A 22,968-nucleotide genomic window follows, 5' to 3' on the forward strand; every position below is an offset into this window, starting at 1 on the left:
CTCACCGGCGAACCTGCAGTGCGCCTGGATTCACGATGTTCGTGGGATTGCCATTGATGTAGCTCACGACGTTGTCGAACGCCTGGCCGAAGTAGCTTTCGTAGCTTTCCTGCTCGACGTAGCCGATGTGCGGCGTGCAGATGCAGTTCTCGAGACGCAGCAGTGCATGGCCCTGCAGCGGCGGTTCGCTCTCGAACACGTCGATGGCCGCCAACCCGGGGCGTCCACGGTTGAGTGCGGCCAGCAGGGCATCGGCCTCCACCAGCTCGGCGCGCGACGTGTTGACGAACAGCGCCGTCGGCTTCATGCGGGAGAGGTCTTCGAGCTTGATGAGGCCCTGGGTGTCCTCGTTGAGCCGCAGGTGCACCGACAGCACGTCGGCCGCGGCAAAGAATTCGTGGCGGTTCTGTGCCACCTGGAAGCCGTCGGAGCGCGCCTTGGCGCAGCTGGCCTCGCGGCCCCAGATCACGACCTGCATGCCGAAGGCCTGCCCGTAACGGGCCACCAGCTGGCCGATGCGGCCGTAGCCCCAGATGCACAGCGTCTTGCCCTTGAGCACCGAGCCCATGCCGAAATTCGGCGGCATCGACGCCGACTTGAGGCCCGACTGCTGCCAGGCCCCGTGCTTGAGGTTGCTGATGTACTGCGGCAGGCGGCGCATGGCCGCCATGATCAGCGCCCAGGTGAGTTCGGCGGGCGCCTGCGGCGAACCCGAGCCTTCGGCCACCGCCACACCGCGTTCGGTGCAGGCCGTGACGTCGATGTGGCCGCCGACGCGGCCGGTTTGGGAGATCAGCTTGAGCTTGGGCAGCTTCTCGATCAGTTGGCGGGATATCTGGCTGCGCTCGCGGATGAGCACGATGACGTCCGCATCCTTGAGGCGAACCGACAGTTGGCCGATGCCCTTGACCGTGTTGGTGTAGACCTTGGCGGCGTACGCGTCCAGCTTGGCAGCGCACTGCAGCTTGCGCACGGCGTCCTGGTAGTCGTCGAGGATCACAATGTTCATGGCATGCCATTGTGCCTCGCAGCATCGGCACGTCGCACGTGTGAACGTTTGGATACCCGGTGCCAGATGGCGTCCGGACGGCCTGTGCCAGACCGTTGGGGGTGAACCCACCGTGCGCGTACGGAGCACGCGGCTCCCGCAGACACGGCGGGTTTGTTCGCACTTTCTCAGTGCAGGTGGCCGGGGCGGGGCGTGCCGCTCCCGGTTTCCGCCGCTTCCAGTGCGGCGAGCCGGTCGAGTTCGGCACACACATCAGCCATGCGGCCGGAAATCACGACCCGGTTGGCACAGCCGCGCTGCGAGCCTTGGCGGTCGACCACGCGGACCACGCGCAGCGGACGGGCCGGCGTGGCAGCAGCGGAAGGCGAGCTGGCCGGCGTCGGGCTGCCGATGGCGCGTGCCGTGCAGGCCGGGCGGACCGACACGTAGCGCAGGCCGGCGGCAGCGTCACCACTGTCACCGCGCGACGGGCGGCGGGCGGGCATCCAGCGGGTGGCCAGCGATTGCAGGGGCGACCAGAAGTCGGCGATGGCGAGGAGGGCGATTCCCATGTGAACTCCAAAAAAGTATGAGGTTGAACACAGGCAGGATTTCTTGAATCGGCCGCAACAGGGTGATGGCGACTTCACGCCATACGCCCGCCACCTGTCGCGGCCGGATGAGGTGCTGCTGCTCGTGGGCAGCAGCAGGCCCCGGGCCTACATCAGCATGGTGTTGCGGATGAGGCCGACTGCGAGGCCTTCGATTTCGAAGGGCTCGCCGGGCTGGACGATGATGGTCGGGTAGTCGGGGTTCTCGGCGTGCAGCTCGATCACCTGCTTGTTGCGCTTCAGGCGCTTCACGGTGACTTCTTCGCCCAGGCGTGCCACCACGATCTGGCCGTTGCGCGCTTCCTTGGTGGCCTGCACGGCGAGCAGGTCGCCGTCCATGATGCCGGCGTCGCGCATCGACATGCCGCGCACCTTGAGCAGGTAGTCGGGCTGGCGCTGGAACAGCGTGTTCTCGACGTAGTAGGTCTGGTCGACGTGCTCTAGCGCAAGGATGGGCGAACCCGCCGCCACACGGCCGATGAGCGGCAGCGCGAGCTGGGCCATGCCGGGCAGCGAGAGCGAGAACTGGTTGCCTTCGCGGTGGCGCGTTTCGTGGAGCGAGCGCAGCGCATCGCCCTTGAGGCGGATGCCGCGCGAGGTGCCGCTGACGAGTTCGATGACGCCCTTGCGGGCCAGGGCCTGCAGGTGCTCTTCGGCGGCGTTGGCCGACTTGAAGCCCAGCTCGTTGGCGATTTCGGCGCGCGTCGGCGGCGCACCGGTGCGTGCGATGGCGGCCTGGATCAGGTCCAGGATCTGCTGCTGGCGGGCGGTAAGCTTCACTGCGAACTGCATAGTGGTTTCCTTGCGGCACTGGCTAGATATCCAGTACCTGTATTTTTAACCAGTTTTCAAAAGTTGACAAGCTATGACTCATTCCTCTTTGTCCGAGACGCGCCGCGTGGTGGTGCTGGGCACCGGCGGCACCATTGCCGGCAAGGCCGCCAGCAGCGGCGACAACATCGGCTACACCGCGGGGCAGGTGGGGGTGGCGGACCTGCTGGGCGGCATCGAGGCACCGACGGGCGTGACGCTGGTGGCGGAGCAGGTCGGGCAGCTCGACAGCAAGGACATGGACGCCGACACCTGGCGCCAGCTGGCCGCGCGCTGCGCGCATTGGCTGGCGCAGCCCGACGTGGCGGGCATCGTGGTCACGCACGGCACCGACACGCTGGAGGAAACCGCCTTCTTCCTGCACGCCGTGCTGATGCCGACAAAGCCGGTGGTGCTGACCTGCGCGATGCGTCCGGCGACGGCCCTGTCGCCCGATGGTCCGCAGAACGTGCGCGATGCGCTCGCGGTGGCTTCAATGGCGGGCGCGCAGGGTGTGACGGTGGTGTGCGCGGGCGCGGTCCACAGCGGCCTCGACGTGCAGAAGGTGCACACCTACCGCCTCGATGCTTTCGCGTCGGGCGATGCGGGGCCTGTCGGCTATGTGGAAGAGGGCGAGGTGCGGCGCGTTCGCGCGTGGCCGCAGGGGGCGTCGCTCGATGCTTCAAGGCTGGAGGCCGTGTCGAAGCCGTGGCCTCGCGTCGAGATCGTCATGAGCCATGCGGGCGCGAGCGGTGCGATCGTCGAAGCGCTCCTGCTTCCGTCGGCCGAGCCCTTGCGTGGGCTGGTCGTGGCCGCGACCGGCAATGGCACTGTGCACCACGCGCTGGAAGCCGCGGCGCTGAAGGCGCAAGCCACTGGCGTGGCGGTGCTGCGCGCCACGCGCTGCACGAACGGACGCATCCTGCCGAAGCCCGGTGACGGGCTGCGGGATGCAGGCGCACTCACGCCGGTGAAGGCGCGGGTCGCGCTGGTGCTGGAACTCTTGGGAGTGGCCGCCCTGCCGGAGTCGGAGGGCGGCTAAGAAGGCTGACGGATCAGCTGTTCAGCGCGGCAAGCGCGCGCTGCGTGATCTCGTCGACCGTGCCCACGCCCTGGATGGCGCGGTACTTCGGCGCGGCGACCGGGTCAGTCTTGGCCCAGGCCGAGTAGTAATCGACCAGCGGACGGGTCTGCTGGCTGTAGACGTCGAGCCGCTTGCGCACGGTTTCTTCCTTGTCGTCTTCGCGCTGGATCAGCTCTTCACCGGTCACGTCGTCCTTGCCTTCCACCTTCGGCGGATTGAACTTGACGTGGTAGGTGCGGCCCGATGCCGGATGCGAGCGGCGACCGCTCATGCGTTCGATGATGTCGCCGAAGGGCACATCGATCTCGAGCACGTAGTCGAGCTTGACGCCGGCCGCCTTCATCGCGTCGGCCTGCGGAATGGTGCGCGGGAAGCCGTCGAACAGGAAGCCGTCGTTGCAGTCGGGCTGCGCGATGCGTTCCTTCACGAGGTTGATGATCAGGTCGTCGCTGACCAGTGCACCCGAGTCCATGATCGTCTTGGCCTGCAGCCCGAGGGGGGTGCCTGCCTTGACGGCGGCGCGCAACATGTCGCCGGTCGAGATTTGGGGAATGCCGTATTTCTGGCAGATGAAGGTCGCTTGCGTGCCTTTGCCTGCCCCGGGCGCGCCCAGCAAAATAAGTCTCATGGTGTCCTCGGAAGGTTCTTAGATTTTGTGTCGCGCCCCATGCGCACCCTCAGGCGCGCCGAGGCGGAATTGCGTCGAGGATAGCATGCGTGCCCGTGACAAATTACCGCCGTTCCCCTCGGGGCGGCGGGCCGTTCACGCAGGCGAGCCGGCCGCGAAGACCGCACGCACGCGCGCCAGGTCTTCGGGCGTGTCGATCCCGGGGCCTGGGGCGACATCGCTCACATGCACCGCGATGCGGTGTCCGTGCCACAGCGCGCGCAGCTGTTCGAGCGCTTCAGTGGCTTCGACAGGCGCAGGCGACAGCAATGGAAATTGCCGCACGAAGCCTGCGCGATAGCCGTAGATGCCGATGTGGCGCAGTGGTGCGGGGCTGGGCAGCACCGAGGGTGCCGCGCCGCCCGAAGAACCGTCGCGCCACCAGGGGATCGGTGCACGGCTGAAATAGAGCGCATGGCCTTGCGCATCGAGCACGGCCTTCACGACGTTCGGATTCATGAAATCGGCCAGCGAGTCGATCGCGTGGACCGCGGTGCTCATCGCGGCCTGCGGATGGGTGGCCAGCGTGGCGGCCACGGCATCGATGAGCGCGGGGTCGATCAGCGGTTCGTCGCCCTGCACGTTGACGACGATCGCGTCGCCGTCGAGTCCGAGCTGCTCGCAAGCTTCGGCCAAGCGGTCGGTGCCGCTGGCGTGGTCCTGTCGGGTCAGCAGGGCCTCGACGCCGTGCGCCTGGCAGGCCTCGATGATGGACTCGTCGTCGCCGGCCACCACCACGCGAAGGGCGCCGGACTGGCGCGCGCGGTGCGCCACGCGCACGACCATCGGCAGGCCGGCAATGTCTGCCAGCGGTTTGTTGGGAAGTCGCGTCGAAGCCAGCCGGGCCGGCACCAGAACGGTGAAGGTCACAGGCCCAGCTCTTCGTCGGACAGTGTGCGGGCCTCGTTCTCGAGCAGCACCGGGATGCCGTCGCGCACCGGGTAGGCGAGCCGTGCGCTGCGCGAGCAGAGCTCCTGCTTCTCGGCGTTCCAGGTCAGCGGGCCCTTGGTGACGGGGCAGACGAGCAGTTCAAGCAGCTTGGTATCCATCGAGCGATGATAGCTTTGCGTCGAGGGCGGCGAAGAACGCCGGCGAGGGTTCGAAGTGCAGCGGCACGGCGAGCGCATCGGGCGCTTGGTGCCACAGCTTGACGGCGTCTTTTTCGGTGCAGATGAGGGGCAGTGCGGGGCCGGCCGGGCGTTGCCAATCGCTGAAGTCGTGGTGGTCGGGCAGCGCGAAGGTGTCCGCGAGCGTCAGGCCCCGTGCGCGCAGCATCGTGAAGAAGGCTTCCGGCCGCGCGATGGCGGCGAGCGCGATCACGGGCTGGCCGGCAAGCGTGTCCAGCGGGATGCGACGGCCGTCCCTTGCGAGGGCATACGGCGCCAGTTCGCGGGTGGCGGTGTAGCCGCCGGCGAAGGCGGGCCGCTCGCCGCTGTGCAGCAGCAGGTCGCAGCGGCGCGGCCACGGCTCACGCAAGGGGCCGGCGGGCAGCAGCCAGCCGTTGCCGACGCCGCGGTCGTCGAATACGCAGATCTCGATGTCGCGGGCCAGCGCCAGATGCTGGAGGCCGTCGTCGCTGACGATGACTTGGGTGGCCGGGTGCCGCTCGAGCAGGGCGCGTGCGGCCTCGATGCGCTGCCGGGCCACGAAGACGGGCGCGCCGGTCGCATGGTGGATCAGCGCGGGCTCGTCGCCGACGTCCTGCGGATCGCTGCCGCCCAGGACTTCGCGGCAGTCGTCGGTTCGCCGGCCATAGCCGCGCGACACCACGCCCACATGCAGCCCGCGCGCCTGCAGATGGCGCACGACGGCCATCACGACCGGTGTCTTGCCTGCGCCGCCCGCGATCACGTTGCCGACCACGATCACGGGAACCGGTGCGCGCCCGGTCTTCTGCCAATCCCATCGGTAGAAGGCGCGCCGCAGCGCGAAGAGGGCGCCGTAGACCTGCGACAGCGGCCACAGAAGGCAGGCCAGCGCACCGCGGCGCAGCCAGGCATCCTGCAGCCGCGCGCCAGTCGACACTCAGTGACCGGCCTGGGCCGTCGACTGGGCGGCGAAGGTGATCTGCATCAGGCCGGCGCGGCGCGCGGCCTCCATCACCGTCACCACGGCCTGGTGCGGGCTGGCCGCATCGGCGCTGATGATCACGACGCTGTCCTTGCCGCCGGTGGCAGCGGCGCCAAGCGCGGCGGCGACGGTGTCGACGCTGCGGTCCGCAAGCGGCGACTTGTTGATCACGTAGCGGCCATCGGCCGACACCGCCACGATCACCTCTTTCGGGTAGTCGCGCTGGGCTTCGACGTCCGCGGTCGGCAGCCGCAGCTGCATTTCGGTGAACTTGCTGTAGGTGGTCGACAGCATCAGGAAAATCAGCACGACCAGCAGCACGTCGATGAACGGGATCAGGTTGATCTCCGGCTCGTCGCGCGCGCCGTGGCGAAACTGCATGCGGCCCCGCGAGCTCATTTGCGCAGTGCGTTCAGGTGGCGCGCGAAGCGCTCGCCCGAAAGTTCGAGGTTCAGCAGGTACTCGTCGACGCGGCTGCGGAAGTAGCGCCAGAAGATCAGCGTCGGAATGGCCACGATCAGGCCGAAGGCCGTGTTGTACAGGGCGATCGAGATGCCGTGCGCCAGCTGCGCCGGGTTGCCCGAGCCGACCGCACCGCTGCCGGGCGACTGCGAGCCGAAGATTTCGATCATGCCGATCACCGTGCCCAGCAGGCCGAGCAGCGGCGCCGCCGAGGCGATGGTGGCCAGTGCCGGCAGGTAGCGCTCCAGCCTGTGCGCCACGGTGCGGCCCGAGGCCTCCATGGCGGCGCGCAGGTCTTCTTCGGTGCAGCGCGGGTTGGCGTTCAGCGCGCGCAGGCCGGCGGCCAGCACCTGGCCGAGCATCGAGTTGCTTTCGAGTTTGGTCACGACATCCGGGCCGGGAACCGCGCCGCGTGACACGGTGATGGTTTCGTCCAGCAGCTTCGGCGGCAGGACCTTGAGGGTCTTGAGGCTGGTGAAACGTTCAATGACCAGCGCGAGTGCGATGACCGAACAGGCGAGCAATGGCCAGATTGGCCAGCCCGCGGCAACAATGATGGAAAACAAGAAAATCCTCCGGCCCGTAGACTGCAAATGCGCGGCGATTATCCACCGAGCCACCATCGGCTCGCGGCTTGTTTGCGTGTCGGCAAGGACGCACAGATTCTGTGGATAACTTTGTGATTAACCCGTGGCGCCATGTCTCCGAACCCGCATGGGACGGGCTTTCCGTTAGATCGATTGAATTTTGAGCAGCACTTTTTTTAATGAAATCAACAGCTTGCACGAGAACTCGTGCATCTGTTCCACCATACCCCTCCAAAGTGGGGGACGCAGCGCCCGTTGTGGAAGAGTGGCGCTCGGTGGCGGAGGGGCGCGATGAGCTTCAGGGAACCGAATGCAGCGCCCGGGCCGCGTGTGTGGGCTGTGGGCGCGTTGTGCCGCGCGGTGGCCGATGCGCTCGATGCGCGCTTCAACCCGGTCTCGGTGCGCGGGGAAATCTCGGGTTTCTCGCGCGCATCGAGCGGTCATTGCTATTTCTCGCTCAAGGACGAGTCCGGTCAGCTGCGCTGCGCGATGTTCCGCCGCGCAGCGGGCCTGCTCGACTTCGCGCCGCGCGACGGCGACCAGGTCGAGGTGCGCGGCCGACTGGCGGTGTATGAGCCGCGCGGCGATCTGCAACTGGTGGTCGAAAGCCTGCGGCGCGCGGGGCAGGGCGCGCTGTTCGAGCAGTTCCTGCAGCGCAAGGCGCGTCTCGAAGCCGAGGGCCTGTTCGATCCGGCGCGCAAGCGGGCGCTGCCGTCCATGCCGCGTGCCGTGGGCGTCGTCACCTCGCTGGGCGCTGCAGCGCTGCATGACGTCGTGACCGCGTTGCGGCGGCGCGTGCCCCACATCCCCGTGGTGCTGGCCCCGGCGGCCGTGCAGGGCGCCAATGCGCCAGCCGAACTGGTGCGCGCCTTACAGTCGCTCTATACGCTGGAACCGGCCGTCGACGTGATCCTGCTGGTGCGTGGTGGCGGCTCGATCGAGGACCTCTGGGCTTTCAACGACGAAACGCTGGCACGGACCATCGTGCAGAGTCCCGTGCCAGTGATCAGCGGCGTGGGGCACGAAACCGATTTCACCATTGCCGACTTCTGTGCCGACCTGCGCGCACCGACGCCGACGGCCGCCGCGGAACTTGTCAGCGCGCCGCGCGACCTGTGGCTCGGCGCGCTCGATCTGCTCGACGAACGGCTCGGCGATGCCCTGGGCGGGCGACTCGACGTGCTCGGCCAACGGCTGGACCAGGCGGCTGCGCGGCTGGGCCGTCCCTCGGGGCTGGTGGCGCGCCAGCAGCTGCGGCTGGCGCATCACGCGCAGCGGCTGCACTACGCGGTGCTGTCGCGCCGCGAGCGCCTGGCGCAGGTGCCGCAGGCCATCGGCACCGATTTTTCCGCGAAGTTCACGCGAGCGCTGACGCAGCGCCGCGAGCGGCTCGAACGCGTGGCCCTGCGCCTGCGGCTGCTCGATCCGGCCTTGGTGCTGCAGCGTGGCTACGCCTTGTTGACCGACGGCGAGGGCCGCGCGGTCGTCAGCGCAGGCAGCCTGCAGGCCGGCGATGCCGTGGTCGCGCGCCTTTCGGATGGCTCGGTCGATCTGACCGTGACGCCCGGCGGCGCAACGGGAACACGTCCGACGCGGCCTCAATGATTACTTCCTAGAATCCTTCATTCCCCACAACCAACCCACGAGAAAAAATCATGGAACATGTGCTCCCACCCCTGCCGTACGCCATCGACGCACTGGCTCCCGAATATTCGAAGGAAACGCTCGAGTTCCACCACGGCAAGCACCACAACGCCTACGTGGTGAACCTGAACAACCTGCAAAAGGGCACCGAATTCGAAGCGATGACGCTCGAAGAGATCATCAAGAAGTCCAGCGGCGGCATCTACAACAACGCCGCGCAGATCTGGAACCACACCTTCTTCTGGAACTGCATGAAGCCGCAAGGCGGCGGCGCACCGACGGGCGCATTGGCCAAGGCCATCGACGCCAAGTGGGGCAGCTACGACGCCTTCAAGGAAGCCTTCGTGAAGTCGGCCGTGGGCAACTTCGGTTCGGGCTGGACCTGGCTCGTGAAGAAGGCCGACGGTTCGGTGGACATCGTGAACACCGGCGCCGCCGGCACGCCGCTGACCACCGCCGACACCGCGCTGCTGACGGTCGACGTGTGGGAACACGCGTACTACATCGACTACCGCAACATGCGCCCGAAGTTCGTCGAGACCTTCCTGGCCAAGCTGGCCAACTGGGACTTCGCAGCGAAGAACTTCGGCTGAAGCCGGACCTGGCGCTCGTGACCCGTCCTGCCCTAGGCTGACACCTAAGAGAGACACATAGCCGGCGTGTTGAAGCCGGCAATAGACGCCCGATGAACCTCATTAAAAGCCAGCGTGTAGTCCCGCTGGGTGCGTTTGACGCTTGATTCCATTGACTTGCCTTTTCTTGAGGGAAAAGGTGTCAACCCTGGGCAGGACGGGTCAGCGCCATGAAAAAAGCCGACCTGCGGGTCGGCTTTTTTGTGGGCGTTGGGCTCAGCGCTTGGCGGCGGAGAACAGCTCGCCGCCGAGCTTGGCCCCCTTCTTGATGTTCTTCTTGGCAAACCAGCCCTGGTTCATCTCGAGCACGTAGCGCACCGGCTCTTCGGAGCAATGCGAGTTCTCGGTCATCGGTTGCATGTCGACCAGGTTGACGATGCGGCCGTCATCGGCCACGAAGGCGGCGGTCAATGGCAACAGCGTGTTGCGCATCCAGAAGCACTGCGTGGCTGGCTGCTCGAACACGAAGATCATGCCCTCGGCCTGCGGCATCGTCTTGCGGAACATCAGGCCGATCTCGCGCTCGCGGGGCGATTGCGCCACCTGCGCGTCGATCTTGTAGAGGCCGACCGACAACTGCGTGCGTGCCAGATCGGTTTGGGGTTGCGGTTGGATTTGCTGCTGCGCGTGGGCCGGCGCCAGGAAGGACGCGGACACCAAAAGCAGCGCGGCGAGACGCTGAAACATCGGATGACTCTTTCGGGGCCGGGACACAGAAGGTCGGCCCGTGACCAATAAAAATGCCCGCTGAAGCGGGCATTGCCGGGAGCTTGAAAGCTTACACCTTCTTGGCGGCGGCCGCGTGGGCCTTGGACACGTGACGCACCTTGTGCTTCTTGACCGTGTGCTTGGCCTTTGCCTTGTGCGCGGCGGGAGCGGCCGGCGCTGCGGGCGCGGGTTCGGCGGCTTGGGCGAATGCACCGGCTGCGAAAAGGCCGGCGACCAGGGCTGCGATCAGCTTGTTCATGAGAAATCCTTTGAGATTGTTGATTTGGATCACCTCCCTGTGGAAGGTCTCCATTCAACGGGCCTCGGGAACCCCGGTTGACAGTGATCGAGCAAAACTTCAAACGAAAAAAAGCGCTCCGGAGAGCGCTTCTTTTGGGGACAGACCAGCTTACTTGGCGCCGGGCATGTCAGGCGTGCCGCCTTGGGTGGCCTTGCGCTTCACGCTGCCGTCCTTGTTGCGACGACGATCGTCGCGGGTCTTGGCGCGCTTTTCGCCAGCAACGCCAGCCTTGTCGGCGCCGAACGTGCCGCCTTCAGGCGTCTTGGCGATGTCGCCAGCAGCAGGAGCCACTTTGCCAGCGGGCTTGGCTTCCTTCTTGGCTTCAGCGCGGGCTTGCGACTTGCTGTTGGTCGCGTTGCCTTGTTCGGGCGTGGTACCGGCCGGGTTCTGGGCGTACGCGCCAGCGGCGAACAGGCCTGCGATCATGACTGCGAGAAGTTTGCTCATTGATGATTCCTCTATCGAGAATTGGTTGGAAACGCCTCCCGGCGAGCAGAAGGTCAGCCAGTAACGGGCTCTATCGCCCTACGGTTGACAATTGCTCGCTGATGGGTTGCGTCTAAAATGTACAGCGATTTGTTAGCGCGCTGTACAGCGATTCTCCCTCGCTGTCTGTATTCGCAGACAGTCGTTCGAATTACGTCATTTCCCGGAGTCAAGCCCCCTCATGTCCAGCTATCAGCACATCAAAGTCCCGACCGAAGGCCAGAAGATCACGGTCAACGCTGACAATTCGCTCAATGTGCCGGATCAGCCGATCATTCCGTTCATCGAAGGCGACGGCACCGGGCTGGACATCACGCCGGTGATGCTCAAGGTGGTGGACGCCGCAGTGGCCAAGGCCTACGGCGGCAAGAAGAAGATCCACTGGATGGAGGTCTACGCGGGCGAGAAGTCGACCAAGGTCTACGGCCCCGACGTCTGGCTCCCCGAGGAAACCCTGCACGCGGTGCGTGACTATGTGGTGTCCATCAAGGGCCCGCTGACCACGCCCGTCGGTGGTGGCATCCGTTCGCTGAACGTGGCGCTGCGCCAGGAACTCGACCTGTACGTGTGCCTGCGCCCCATCCAGTACTTCGAAGGCGTGCCCAGCCCGGTGCGCGAGCCGCACAAGACCAACATGGTCATCTTCCGCGAGAACTCGGAAGACATCTACGCTGGCATCGAGTTCGAAGCCGAAAGCGAGAAGGCCAAGAAGCTCATCAAGTTCCTGCAGGACGAGATGGGCGTCAAGAAGATCCGCTTCCCGAACACCTCGGGCATTGGCGTCAAGCCTGTCTCGCGTGAAGGCACTGAGCGCCTGGTGCGCAAGGCCTTCCAGTACGCCATCGACAACGATAAGCCCAGCGTGACCCTGGTCCACAAGGGCAACATCATGAAGTTCACCGAAGGTGGCTTCCGGGACTGGGGCTACAACCTGGCCGCGAAGGAGTTCGGCGCCGAGCTGATCGACGGCGGCCCGTGGATGAAGTTCAAGAACCCCCGAACGGGCAAGGAAATCACCGTCAAGGACAGCATCGCCGACGCGTTCCTGCAGCAGATCCTTCTGCGTCCCGCCGAGTACAGCGTGATCGCCACGCTGAACCTCAACGGCGACTACGTGTCCGACGCGCTGGCCGCACAGGTCGGCGGCATCGGCATCGCCCCGGGTGCGAACCTGAGTGACACCGTCGCCATGTTCGAAGCCACCCACGGCACGGCCCCCAAGTACGCCGGCAAGGACTATGTGAACCCGGGTTCCGAGATCCTGTCCGCCGAAATGATGCTGCGCCACATGGGCTGGACCGAAGCGGCTGACCTGATCATCAGCGCGATGAAAAAGTCGATCGCCAGCAAGAAGGTGACCTATGACTTCGCGCGCCTGATGGACGGCGCGACGCAAGTGAGCTGCTCGGGCTTCGGTCAGGTCATGATCGACAACATGTAATTGCAATCGCTGACGTTGAGAAACGTCAGACCCCTATCAAGCCCTCGAGCTTCCGGAAGGACTCGAGGGTTTTTTCTTGCCCGCCACACCCTCGATATCGTTGTTGAACTACCTCCTTTGTATTCCGAACGTAAGGAGCGGCGGGCAAACATCACAGATCAAGAGGCGGCCTCATTTGTTTAACTATTGGTAGAAACTGTGCTGCGATTTGCCTTGCAGCGAGCCGCCAGAATCGCGCCCATTCCAAGAAGCATAAGGGCGCGAAGTGGGGAAAAAGAACGCAGAAATCTGCTCGACGACCTCGGGCGTTGCAGGTGAGTCGACCGAACAAGGCGTGCACACCGCTCGACAGATCGCGCCATGACGATCTCCCGGCGTGCGCTGTTCGGCAAGCTCAATCTCACACTGTTTCGCGGCATCGAATCCGCCACCGCATTCGCCAAATTGCGTGGCAATCCGTACGTTGAACTGACGCACTGGATTCATCAACTCTGGCAGCTCAACGACAGCGACCTGCACCGCATCTGCCGGCACTACCAGATCGACTCGCAAGCCATCGAGAAAGACTTCGCATTGGCGTTGTCCAGCCTGCCATCTGGCGCGACGTCGTTGACCGATTTCTCGAGCCACATCGAAGCAGCCATCGAACGCGCGTGGGTGCTGTCCAGCCTCGAGTTCGGTGCGCATTGCGTGCGTGGTGCCTGGTTGCTTGCTGCGCTGCTTCAGACGCCGGAGCTGCGGCGCGTGCTGCTTGGTATCTCGCCTGCATTCCAGCGAATCCCCGCAGATCAACTGACAGAGGCCGTCAGCGCCATCGTGGCCGGCTCTCCCGAAGGGCAAGAAGGACCGCACGATGGCTCCGGTCTGCCGTCAGCGCTGCCTGGCGAGGCCAGCGGGGCGCTCGCGGATGCGACGTCCGACGGCAAGTCGGCATTGCGACGCTACTGCACGGATCTGACCGAGCGCGCTTTTCAAGGACAGATCGACCCCGTCATCGGGCGCGGACACGAAATCCGCACGATGGTCGACATTCTGCTTCGCCGTCGTCAGAACAATCCCTTGCTCACGGGCGATGCGGGCGTCGGCAAGACTGCGGTTGTCGAAGGGTTGGCACTGGCCATCACCCAAGGTGAAGTTCCTCCTGACCTGAAGAACTGCCGACTCTGGAGTCTCGATGTCGGGGCGCTGCTGGCCGGCGCGAGCATGCGAGGGGAGTTCGAGTCGCGCCTCAAGGCATTGTTGGAAGAGGCGGGCAAGTCCATCCAACCCGTCATCCTCTTCATTGACGAAGTGCACACCTTGGTCGGCGCGGGCGGGCAATCGGGAACCGGCGATGCCGCCAACTTGCTCAAGCCTGCGCTTGCACGGGGAACCTTGCGCACGATCGGTGCCACCACCTGGAGCGAGTACAAGCGCCACATCGAAAAGGACCCCGCACTGACGCGGCGCTTTCAGACATTGCAGGTGGCAGAGCCCGACGAGATTTCCGCGATCGAGATGGTGCGCGGCCTTGTCGCCACCTTTGCCGAGCATCACGGCGTGCTCGTGCTCGATGAGGCTGTGCGCGCTGCTGTGACGCTGTCACATCGCTACATCCCCGCACGCCAGTTGCCCGACAAGGCGATCAGCCTGCTCGACACCGCATGTGCGCGCGTAGCCATGTCGCTTCATGCGCCACCGCCTGAAGTCGAGCAATGGCGGCACCGCATCACAGCGCTTGAGGTCGAACTTGGGCTGCTTGCTCAAGAGGGCGTTGTCGCTCATGGCCGCGAGGAAAGAGTATTGCGCCTTGATGCCGCCAGAGTGCAACTCGATGCCGCGCAGCACACGCTGTCAGAGCACGAGGCGCGATGGCAAGACGAGCTGGCATTGGTTCGCACGATTCATGGATTGAGAACAAAGAAGAGGGAGGAGGCGGGAGAGCTGAGCTGCGCCGAGGGGAATGCACCCTCGGCGCAGCTGGTGACCCTGGAGCAAGAGCTTGCCGCGCACCAGAAGGAGCTGCCTCTGATTTTTCCCCAGGTTGACGAGGCGGTGGTTGCGAGCATCGTGGCCGACTGGACGGGAATTCCCGTGGGGCGAATGGTGACGGATGAAGTTGCCGCTGTCGTCGCACTTCAATCCAGGTTGGAGGCGCGCGTGATCGGCCAGGGGTCTGCGCTCGCGGTGATTGCGGAGCGCATGCAGACGGCGCGGGCACGCCTGACGGATCCGAACAAGCCTGTGGGCGTGTTCCTGCTGGCCGGCCCGTCGGGCGTGGGCAAGACAGAAACTGCGTTGGCACTGGCCGAGGCCATGTATGGCGGTGAGCAGAACCTCATCACCATCAACATGAGCGAGTTCCAGGAGTCGCACACGGTCTCGACCTTGAAGGGAGCGCCTCCGGGTTATGTCGGCTACGGCGAAGGTGGCGTGCTCACGGAGGCCGTGCGCCGCAAGCCCTACAGCACGATCCTGCTCGATGAAGTGGAAAAAGCCCACCCGGATGTCCACGAGATCTTCTATCAGGTGTTTGACAAGGGCTGGATGGAAGATGGAGAAGGGCGTCGTGTCGATTTCAGGAACACCACGATCCTGTTGACGAGCAACACCGGTGCAGAACTCATTGCCGCTCTCTGCGAAGACCCCTTGCTGGTGCCTGAAGTTGATGTCCTGCGTGATGCGCTTCAGCCGTCGCTGCGAACAGTTTTTCCTGCCGCCTTCCTCGGTCGATTGACCGTGGTGCCTTACCTGCCTTTGGCCCCGGGCGCGCTGCGCGACATCGTGAGCTTGCATCTGGATCGCGTGGTCGAACGCATGCGTGCGCAGCACGACATCGCGTTGGACTACACGCCTGCGCTGCTCGCCAAGATCGTCGGCCAGTGCGGCGCCTATGAAACGGGGGCTCGTCGTCTGATCGGCTTCATCGAACAACGAATCCTGCCGATTCTTTCCCGGCAATGGCTGGATGCGCTTCAAGCGCGGCGAAAGATCAAGCGCATGACTGCCGACGTGAAGGCGAGCGACAACGCCAACCCAGCCTTGCAAGGAGGAGGCGCCATCGTCTGTCACACCGAGTTCGGCTGAATCCACCGAGTGGCCTCGTTGGCCCTAGAGATGCATCGCCGCTTCGAAGCCGCGTGATGCCAGTTTCTTGTTTGTTTTTCATCAGGGAGTTTTTTCATGGCTACCAACAACAGCAGCAGTCAGAAGTTCATTGCCCGCAACAGGGCGCCGCGTGTGCAGATCGAGTACGACGTGGAAATCTACGGGTCCGAGAAGAAGATCGAGCTGCCCTTCGTGATGGGCGTCTTGTCCGACCTGTCTGGCAAACCGGCACAGGCCTTGCCGCCGGTGCCCGAGCGAAAGTTTCTCGATATCGACATTGACAACTTCGACGAACGGATGAAGGCGATCCAGCCGCGCGTTGCATTCGCGGTGCCTAACACGCTGACGGGTGAAGGCCAGCTCATGGTCGACATCACCTTCGAGAGCATCGAAGACTTTTCGCCGGCCGCCGTCGCTCGAAAAGTGGAGCCGCTCAGCCGGCTCCTGGAAGCCCGCACGCAGCTGGCCAACCTGCAGACCTACATGGACGGCAAGCCGCCGAGGCTGCGGCGCAGATCGTCGCCTGGGCCGGCCAGCACCTGGGGCAGGACACGCCTTCACTGCACGCGCTGGTGCGATTGCTGGCCCCGTTCCAGCGAACCGGCTCATCGGCACCGCCTGCCGCGGTCGCAACAATGCCAAGCCTGCTCCCGTCGTGGCCGGCAAGCACGCCAGTCGGCGAGGGCCTGGCGACACGCGACGACATCCTGCGTGACATTCGCAAGGCCCGCCGATGGTTCGAGAACCACGAACCGAGCAGTCCCGTTGCCGTGTTGCTCAAGCAGGCCGAACGCATGTCCGGTCAGCGGTTTTCACAGGTGGCCGATGCCATTCCGCTCGATCTGTTGCGCAAATGGGATGCCGACGAGGAGGTTCCGCTGTGACGCTGATCCAGGTCAATTTCCTTGTCGTCTGCTTCGCGGTCGGCGTCGCCGGGGCCTTGCTCGGTTTCTGGGTGTTCTCGCAACGGCTCGGCAGGCAGCTTGAGGCGCAGCGCCGTGCCCTGGATGCAGAGCGCGACCAGACGCGGCAGGTGATCCGCGCCGAATTGGAGTTGCTGGGTCAACAACAGATCGCGCACCAGGACGTGCAGCGCCTGGCCCTGGCGCTTTGGCAGGCCGAACAGGATGCGCGGCGCCGGGCCGAATGGCAGGCCTTGCGGCCAACGCCCCCGACCTTGCTGGCAAAAAGAGAGGGGCCGCTTGAGCGGCCTCTCGCACCACCGCAGCCAGTGCAGCCAGTGCAGCCAGTGCAGCCAGTGCAGCCACGATCGTCGCCGCCAGTCCCGGCGGTGCCCCCCGATCCGGAGCTGGCGACTTCACCGGCCCCCCTCGCACTGCCGACGGCGGCGCGCTGGGAAGCTCTGGCGCCACCCGAGCGCGAACTCACCGACGAAGAAATCGACGCCTTGCCGCCCGATCTACCGGTCGCGACCCGGGTGCCGGGCCGGAAGTTGCCGGCCCCCAAAGGCCCCGTGCTGCGCAATCTGTAAAAAAGACCGGCAATCTGCCGGTTTTTTTACGTCTGTCTTCGTGCTGTCGTACACGACGCATGCCCCTTGATTTGTCGAATAGGCGTCACCAAGTCTGTTGGCGTCGGCACGGTGCTTGCACGCTCTATAGAATCTTTTTCATGGCAACGAGAATTCCCAAAACTCCCAGCACCCCACCGGCGCAGAAACCGGCGGGCGACGACGGAGATTCGGTCGTTCTGGAGCGCCGCCCGCAAAAAACGGCACCGCCCCAGATGTACCAGGTCGTCATGCTGAACGACGACTACACACCGATGGAGTTCGTGATCGTCGTCCTGCAGGAATATTTCAGCAAGGACCGAGAAACGGCGACCCAGATCATGCTCAAGATCCACCTCGATGGCCGGGGTATTTGTGGGGTTTATTCCCGCGACATGGCGGCCACCAAGGTCAATCAGGTGATGGAGGCGGCGCATCAGGCGGGACACCCGCTGCAATGTGTCAGCGAACCGGTCGCGTGAACCAGTTGAATTGCACGCGCTCCAACCCATCTGAGAACTTATTTACAGCAAGGCAAAAGGAAATCACATGATTGCCCAGGAACTGGAAGTCAGCTTGCACATGGCCTTCGTCGAGGCCCGGCAGCAACGCCACGAGTTCATCACCGTGGAACATCTGCTGCTCGCTTTGCTGGACAACCCGAGCGCCGCGGAAGTTCTGCGCGCCTGCTCGGCGAACGTCGACGACCTGCGGGCGTCGCTCACCAACTTCATCAAGGACAACACGCCGCAGGTGGCGGGCTCCGACGATGTAGACACCCAGCCCACCCTGGGTTTCCAGCGCGTGATCCAGCGCGCCATCATGCATGTGCAGTCCACCGGCAACGGCAAGAAGGAAGTCACCGGCGCCAACGTGCTGGTCGCGATCTTCGGAGAGAAGGATTCGCACGCCGTGTACTACCTGCACCAGCAAGGCGTCACCCGCCTGGACGTGGTCAATTTCATTGCCCACGGCATCAAGAAGAGCGATCCGCCGGAAGCCGTCAAGGGCAGCGGCGAAGCCCCCCAGGGCGAAGGTGAAGAGGGCGGCGGCGAACGCAACGAGAAGGCCTCGCCGCTCGAGCAGTTCACCCAGAACCTCAATCAGATGGCCAAGGACGGCAAGATCGATCCGCTGATCGGCCGCGAGTACGAGGTCGAGCGCGTCATCCAGATCCTGTGCCGCCGGCGCAAGAACAACCCGCTGCTCGTGGGTGAGGCCGGCGTGGGCAAGACGGCGATTGCCGAGGGCCTTGCATGGCGCATCACCCAGGGTGACGTGCCGGAAATCCTGGCCGAATCGCAGGTGTTCTCGCTCGACATGGGCGCGCTGCTGGCGGGCACCAAGTACCGCGGCGACTTCGAACAGCGCCTGAAGGGCGTGATCAAGTCGCTCAAGGACAAGCCGAACGCCATCCTGTTCATCGACGAAATCCACACCCTGATCGGTGCGGGCGCAGCCTCGGGCGGCACGCTCGACGCGTCGAACCTGCTCAAGCCGGCGCTCTCCAGCGGCCAGCTCAAGTGCATCGGCGCCACCACCTTCACGGAATACCGCGGCATCTTCGAGAAGGACGCGGCGCTGTCGCGTCGCTTCCAGAAGGTCGACGTGGTCGAGCCGACGGTGCAGGAAACCGTCGACATCCTGAAGGGCCTGAAGTCGCGCTTCGAGGAGCACCATGGCGTCAAGTACGCCGTGGCGGCCCTGCAGGCTGCGGCCGAGCTCAGCGCCAAGTACATCAATGACCGTCACCTGCCCGACAAGGCGATCGACGTCATCGACGAAGCCGGTGCCGCCCAGCGCATCCTGCCGCCAAGCAAGCGCAAGAAGACCATCAGCAAGACGGAAGTCGAGGAAATCGTCGCGAAGATCGCGCGCATTCCCCCGGCCAACGTCAGCAACGACGACCGCGGCAAGCTGCAGACCATCGAGCGCGACCTCAAGAGCGTCGTGTTCGGCCAGGACAAGGCACTCGAAGTGCTGGCCTCCGCGGTCAAGATGGCGCGTTCGGGCCTGGGCAAGGGCGACAAGCCGATCGGCTCGTTCCTGTTCTCCGGCCCCACGGGCGTCGGCAAGACCGAAGCCGCGAAGCAGCTGGCCTACATCATGGGCATCGAGCTGATCCGCTTCGACATGTCGGAGTACATGGAGCGTCACGCGGTGAGCCGCCTGATCGGCGCACCTCCGGGCTACGTCGGTTTCGACCAGGGTGGTCTGCTGACCGAAGCTGTCACGAAGAAGCCGCATTCGGTGCTGCTGCTCGACGAAATCGAGAAGGCGCACCCGGACATCTTCAACGTGCTGCTGCAGGTCATGGACCACGGCACGCTGACCGACAACAACGGGCGCAAGGCCGACTTCCGCAACGTCATCATCATCATGACGACGAACGCGGGTGCCGAAACCATGAACAAGGCGACCATCGGCTTCACGAACGCGCGGCAGACCGGCGACGAAATGGGCGACATCAAGCGCCTGTTCACGCCGGAGTTCCGCAACCGCCTGGACGCCATCGTCAACTTCAAGGCGCTCGACGAAAACGTCATCCTGCGCGTGGTCGACAAGTTCCTGTTGCAACTGGAAACCCAGCTCAGCGAGAAGAAGGTCGAGGTCACCTTCACCGACAAGCTGCGCAAGCACCTGGCGAAGAAGGGCTTCGATCCGCTGATGGGCGCACGTCCGATGCAGCGCCTGATCCAGGACACGATCCGTCGTGCACTGGCCGACGAGCTGCTGTTCGGCCGCCTGACCGATGGTGGCCGACTCGAAGTCGACATCGACGAGAAGGACGAAGTGCTGCTCGACATCCAGCCGATCCCCAAGAAGGAAGGCAAGTCGAAGCCTGAAGCCGAAGAGGCCGCCACGGGCTGATCAAGCGCCTCTGAGGAACCCCGTCAAAGGCCGGTAGCATTCGCTGCCGGCCTTTTTCTTTGGGCAGGCCCCAAACACTCCGCCTTCATCCGCTTTCGCCTTGATCCTTCCCGAACTCAGCCACGAATGGAAAACCGGCCTCTCCCTGGCGTGGAGCGGCTACATCGCCGTGCTGTCGATCTGGATCGTGATGCAAAAGCGCGCGCCGGTGTCCACCATGAGCTGGATCCTGTCGCTGGCGCTGCTGCCGTTCGCGGGCTTCATCGTCTATTACTTCCTGGGACCGCAGCGGCTGCGCAAGCAGCGGCTCAAGCGCCTGCGCATCCGGGCGAGCGCGCATGCACAGGCCGACCTGGCGCGGCTGCGGGACGCCTCGCAGCATGCGCCGCCGGCGCTGCAGCAGATGGCCCGGCTGGGCACGGCCGCCTGCGGCCTGCCGGTGTCGAGCGCCACGAGCGTCGAGTTGCTGTCGGGCGGCGCGCGCACCTTCGACGCCATCTTCGAGGCCGTGCGCGCGGCGCGCGACCACATTCACCTCGAGTACTACATCTTCGAGCCTGACCGGATCGGCACCGCCTTGCGCGACCTGCTGATCGAGCGCGCGCAGGCCGGCGTGCGGGTGCGCCTGCTGCTCGACGCGCTCGGCTCCAAGCGCATCGGCCGAAAGTTCATGGCGCCGATGCTCGCGGCGGGCGTGGAGGTGGCGCTGTTCCACGACACCAAGATCGGCCGGCGCCTGCGCCCCGTGACCAACTACCGCACCCACCGCAAGATCGTGGTGTGCGACGGCCGTGTCGGCTTCACGGGCGGCGTGAACATCACCGACGAGGAAGACAAGCGCACCAACCCCAAGGACGCCTACCACGACGTGCATGTGCGCATCGAAGGCAGCGCGGTGCGCTGGTTGCAGACCACCTTCCTCGAAGACTGGAGCTACGCCACCGGCAAGAACCGGCACCGCTCGGACGAGCTCCTCGACGTGCTGCTGCCCCAGGTGGAAGCGGGCGACATCCCGGTGCAGATCGTCACCAGTGGCCCCGACAACGCACTCGAAGCCATCCACCGCATGCACGTCGAGGCCATCCATTCGGCCACGCGCCGGGCCTGGCTGACCACGCCGTACTTCGTGCCGGGCGAGCCTGCGCTGATGGCGCTGACGAGCGCTGCGCTGCGCGGCGTCGACGTGCGGCTGCTGGTGCCGCGCCGCAGCGATTCGGCCATCGTGAGCGCCGCGGCGCGTTCGTACTTCGACGAACTGATCGCCGCGGGCGTCAAGGTCTGGGAGTACAAGGAACGCATGCTGCACTCCAAGACGCTGGTGGTCGACGACCATTGCGCGATGATCGGCACCGCCAACTTCGACAACCGCAGCTTCCGGCTCAACTTCGAGGTCTGCGCCGTCGTCTACGGGCCCGCGCTGACCCAGCCGCTGGCGGCGCAGTTCGAAACCGACCTGCACAGCTCCGGCTCCGTGCGTGCCCATCGGCCGCAGACTTTCTGGCGCCGCCTCGGCGACGCCATTGCGCGACTGTTTTCTCCCTTGCTCTGAATGAACCACACCTTTCTCTGGCACGACTACGAAACCTTTGGCGCCGTGCCGCGCCGCGACCGTCCCTCGCAGTTCGCCGCGATCCGCACCGACGCCGAACTCAACGAGGTCGGCGAGCCGCTGATGATCTATTGCAAGCCCGCGCCGGACTACCTGCCCAGCCCCGAGGCCTGCCTGATCACAGGCATCACGCCGCAGATCTGCCTGGAGCGCGGCATTCCCGAGCACGAGTTCGCTGCGCACATCGAGCAAGCCTTCTCGCAGCCCGGCACCGTCGGCGTCGGCTACAACACCATCCGCTTCGACGACGAGGTCACGCGCTTCCTGTTCTGGCGCAACCTCATCGACCCGTACGCACGCGAATGGCAGAACGACTGCGGCCGCTGGGACCTGCTCGACGTGGTGCGCCTCACCTACGCGCTGCGCCCCGACGGCATCGAGTGGCCGAAAAAAGAAGACGGCAAGCCCAGCTTCAAGCTCGAAGACCTGGCGCGCGCCAACGGCCTGCTGCACGAGTCGGCGCACGATGCGCTGTCCGACGTGCGCGCCACCATCGCGCTGGCCCGGCTCATCCGCGACAAGCAGCCCAAGCTGTTCGATTTCGCCTTCAGCCTGCACAAGAAGGACCGCGTGGCGATTGAGCTCAGCCTGCCCGCGATGCGCGAGACGGCCAAGCCCTTCCTGCACGTGTCGGGCATGTTCCCAGTCGAGCGCGGCTGCCTGGCCGTGATGTGGCCGCTGGCCAGCCACCCGACCAACAAGAACGAGCTGCTGGCCTGGGACCTGTCGCAAGACCCGAGCGAGCTGCGCGACCTCGACGCCGAGACGCTGCGCCTGCGCCTGTTCACGCGCACCGCCGACCTGCCCGAAGGCGTGACGCGACTGCCGATGAAGAGCGTGCACCTGAACAAATCGCCGATGGTGGTCGGCAACCTGCGCACGCTGGCACCGGCGATGGCCGAGCGCTGGGGCGTCGACATGGACACCGCCATGCGCCACGCCGCCATCGCGCGCGACCTGCCCGACATGAGCGCCATCTGGTCGCAGGTTTTCTCCCGTCCGAAGGAGGCGACGCCCGATGTCGATGAAGACCTCTACGGCGGCTTTGTCGGCAACGGCGACCGCCGGCGCCTGAACCAGCTGCGCGGGTTGTCGCCCGAAGGACTCGCCAAGGAGCGCGTGGCCTTCGACGACGGGCGGCTCGACGAAATCCTTTTCCGCTACCGCGCGCGCAACTGGCCCGAGTCGTTGAACGAGGAAGAGACCGAGCGCTGGGAAGCGCTGCGCGTGGCGCGCCTGTTCAAGGGCGAGGGCGGGGCGCGCACCATCGAGGCGCTGTTCAGCGAGGTCGATGCGCTGTCCGAGAACGCGGACGAGCGCGGCGAGGAAATCCTTGGCGCGCTGTACGAGTACGCCGAGATGATCGCGCCCGAGGCCTGAAGAAAGACCGAGGTGCCGGC

Annotated in this window: 23 protein-coding genes and 1 pseudogene; 12 read left to right on the forward strand and 12 right to left on the reverse strand. The window is 65.1% G+C overall.

Annotated features, from left to right (window positions below):
- Position 1 precedes the first annotated feature (1 nt).
- From CLU95_RS29295 to lexA, 3 genes are all read right to left on the reverse strand, one after another.
- On the reverse strand, positions 2-1,009 hold the full coding sequence (locus tag CLU95_RS29295; RefSeq protein WP_099796831.1) for a D-2-hydroxyacid dehydrogenase family protein: 1,008 nt from the start codon (positions 1,007-1,009) through the stop codon (positions 2-4).
- Between the two features lie 167 nt (positions 1,010-1,176).
- Complete coding sequence (locus CLU95_RS29300) at positions 1,177-1,560, reverse strand: hypothetical protein (protein ID WP_099796832.1); 384 nt, start codon at positions 1,558-1,560, stop codon at positions 1,177-1,179.
- Between the two features lie 147 nt (positions 1,561-1,707).
- Positions 1,708-2,391 carry a transcriptional repressor LexA gene (gene lexA, locus CLU95_RS29305; RefSeq protein WP_099796833.1) on the reverse strand — a complete coding sequence of 228 codons (684 nt, stop codon included), beginning with the start codon at positions 2,389-2,391 and terminating at the stop codon, positions 1,708-1,710.
- Between the two features lie 73 nt (positions 2,392-2,464).
- On the opposite strand from lexA, the gene CLU95_RS29310 reads away from it, so the two are divergent.
- Positions 2,465-3,451, forward strand: a complete 987-nt coding sequence (locus CLU95_RS29310) for an asparaginase (RefSeq protein WP_099796834.1) — start codon at positions 2,465-2,467, stop codon at positions 3,449-3,451.
- Between the two features lie 13 nt (positions 3,452-3,464).
- On the opposite strand, the gene adk is transcribed toward CLU95_RS29310, so the two are convergent.
- The 6 genes from adk to CLU95_RS29340 form a co-directional block, all read right to left on the reverse strand.
- Positions 3,465-4,121 (reverse strand): adenylate kinase, encoded by a 657-nt coding sequence (gene adk, locus CLU95_RS29315; RefSeq protein WP_099796835.1) that lies wholly within the window; start codon positions 4,119-4,121, stop codon positions 3,465-3,467.
- A gap of 135 nt (positions 4,122-4,256) precedes the next feature.
- Complete coding sequence (gene kdsB / locus CLU95_RS29320; RefSeq protein ID WP_099796836.1) at positions 4,257-5,030, reverse strand: 3-deoxy-manno-octulosonate cytidylyltransferase; 774 nt, start codon at positions 5,028-5,030, stop codon at positions 4,257-4,259.
- Positions 5,027-5,209: a Trm112 family protein gene (locus CLU95_RS29325; protein ID WP_013541700.1), complete on the reverse strand. Its 183-nt coding sequence runs from the start codon at positions 5,207-5,209 to the stop codon at positions 5,027-5,029. Before CLU95_RS29325 ends, kdsB begins: the two co-directional genes overlap by 4 nt.
- A complete protein-coding gene (gene lpxK / locus CLU95_RS29330; RefSeq protein ID WP_099796837.1) occupies positions 5,190-6,185 on the reverse strand; it encodes a tetraacyldisaccharide 4'-kinase in 996 nt (331 codons plus the stop codon). The genes CLU95_RS29325 and lpxK overlap by 20 nt, the downstream gene beginning before the upstream one ends.
- Positions 6,186-6,611 carry an ExbD/TolR family protein gene (locus tag CLU95_RS29335; protein WP_099797526.1) on the reverse strand — a complete coding sequence of 142 codons (426 nt, stop codon included), beginning with the start codon at positions 6,609-6,611 and terminating at the stop codon, positions 6,186-6,188.
- Positions 6,612-6,625: 14 nt separating this feature from the next.
- Positions 6,626-7,258: a MotA/TolQ/ExbB proton channel family protein gene (locus CLU95_RS29340; protein ID WP_099796838.1), complete on the reverse strand. Its 633-nt coding sequence runs from the start codon at positions 7,256-7,258 to the stop codon at positions 6,626-6,628.
- A gap of 312 nt (positions 7,259-7,570) precedes the next feature.
- Between CLU95_RS29340 and xseA the strand changes: the two genes are divergently transcribed.
- Positions 7,571-8,884, forward strand: coding sequence for an exodeoxyribonuclease VII large subunit (gene xseA, locus CLU95_RS29345; RefSeq protein WP_099796839.1), 1,314 nt, complete (start codon positions 7,571-7,573; stop codon positions 8,882-8,884).
- A 50-nt stretch (positions 8,885-8,934) separates the two neighbouring features.
- Positions 8,935-9,516, forward strand: a complete 582-nt coding sequence (locus CLU95_RS29350) for a superoxide dismutase (RefSeq protein ID WP_099796840.1) — start codon at positions 8,935-8,937, stop codon at positions 9,514-9,516.
- Positions 9,517-9,771: 255 nt separating this feature from the next.
- Here CLU95_RS29350 and CLU95_RS29355 read toward each other — a convergent pair whose 3' ends face one another.
- The 3 genes from CLU95_RS29355 to CLU95_RS29365 all read right to left on the reverse strand — a co-directional run bounded on the left by CLU95_RS29355 (position 9,772) and on the right by CLU95_RS29365 (position 11,011).
- Positions 9,772-10,242 (reverse strand): DUF192 domain-containing protein, encoded by a 471-nt coding sequence (locus CLU95_RS29355; RefSeq protein ID WP_082548869.1) that lies wholly within the window; start codon positions 10,240-10,242, stop codon positions 9,772-9,774.
- A gap of 91 nt (positions 10,243-10,333) precedes the next feature.
- Positions 10,334-10,522 (reverse strand): hypothetical protein, encoded by a 189-nt coding sequence (locus CLU95_RS29360; RefSeq protein WP_099797527.1) that lies wholly within the window; start codon positions 10,520-10,522, stop codon positions 10,334-10,336.
- 150 nt (positions 10,523-10,672) lie between these two features.
- Entirely contained in the window at positions 10,673-11,011 is a 339-nt protein-coding gene (locus CLU95_RS29365; protein ID WP_099796841.1) for a cell envelope biogenesis protein TolA, read from the reverse strand.
- Positions 11,012-11,231: 220 nt separating this feature from the next.
- Here CLU95_RS29365 and icd point away from each other — a divergent pair, with 220 nt between their 5' ends.
- The 9 genes and pseudogenes from icd (at position 11,232) to sbcB (ending at position 22,948) form a co-directional block, all read left to right on the forward strand.
- Complete coding sequence (gene icd, locus CLU95_RS29370; RefSeq protein WP_099796842.1) at positions 11,232-12,491, forward strand: NADP-dependent isocitrate dehydrogenase; 1,260 nt, start codon at positions 11,232-11,234, stop codon at positions 12,489-12,491.
- Positions 12,492-12,851: 360 nt separating this feature from the next.
- A complete protein-coding gene (tssH, locus tag CLU95_RS29375; protein ID WP_099796843.1) occupies positions 12,852-15,557 on the forward strand; it encodes a type VI secretion system ATPase TssH in 2,706 nt (901 codons plus the stop codon).
- Positions 15,558-15,653: 96 nt separating this feature from the next.
- Positions 15,654-16,073: pseudogene (tssB, locus tag CLU95_RS29380) on the forward strand (type VI secretion system contractile sheath small subunit); the annotation flags it as partial.
- Between the two features lie 140 nt (positions 16,074-16,213).
- Positions 16,214-16,462 carry a hypothetical protein gene (locus tag CLU95_RS30970; protein WP_180288493.1) on the forward strand — a complete coding sequence of 83 codons (249 nt, stop codon included), beginning with the start codon at positions 16,214-16,216 and terminating at the stop codon, positions 16,460-16,462.
- Positions 16,459-17,070, forward strand: a complete 612-nt coding sequence (locus CLU95_RS29385) for a hypothetical protein (RefSeq protein WP_143606068.1) — start codon at positions 16,459-16,461, stop codon at positions 17,068-17,070. The genes CLU95_RS30970 and CLU95_RS29385 overlap by 4 nt, the downstream gene beginning before the upstream one ends.
- A 140-nt stretch (positions 17,071-17,210) precedes the next feature.
- Positions 17,211-17,570: an ATP-dependent Clp protease adapter ClpS gene (gene clpS / locus CLU95_RS29390; RefSeq protein WP_099796845.1), complete on the forward strand. Its 360-nt coding sequence runs from the start codon at positions 17,211-17,213 to the stop codon at positions 17,568-17,570.
- A 67-nt stretch (positions 17,571-17,637) separates the two neighbouring features.
- Positions 17,638-19,959 carry an ATP-dependent Clp protease ATP-binding subunit ClpA gene (clpA, locus tag CLU95_RS29395; RefSeq protein WP_099796846.1) on the forward strand — a complete coding sequence of 774 codons (2,322 nt, stop codon included), beginning with the start codon at positions 17,638-17,640 and terminating at the stop codon, positions 19,957-19,959.
- 100 nt (positions 19,960-20,059) lie between these two features.
- Entirely contained in the window at positions 20,060-21,508 is a 1,449-nt protein-coding gene (gene cls / locus CLU95_RS29400) for a cardiolipin synthase (RefSeq protein WP_099796847.1), read from the forward strand.
- Complete coding sequence (sbcB, locus tag CLU95_RS29405) at positions 21,509-22,948, forward strand: exodeoxyribonuclease I (RefSeq protein ID WP_099796848.1); 1,440 nt, start codon at positions 21,509-21,511, stop codon at positions 22,946-22,948.
- Positions 22,949-22,968: the final 20 nt, after the last annotated feature.

Source organism: Variovorax sp. 54, assembly GCF_002754375.1.
Lineage (GTDB): Bacteria > Pseudomonadota > Gammaproteobacteria > Burkholderiales > Burkholderiaceae_C > Variovorax.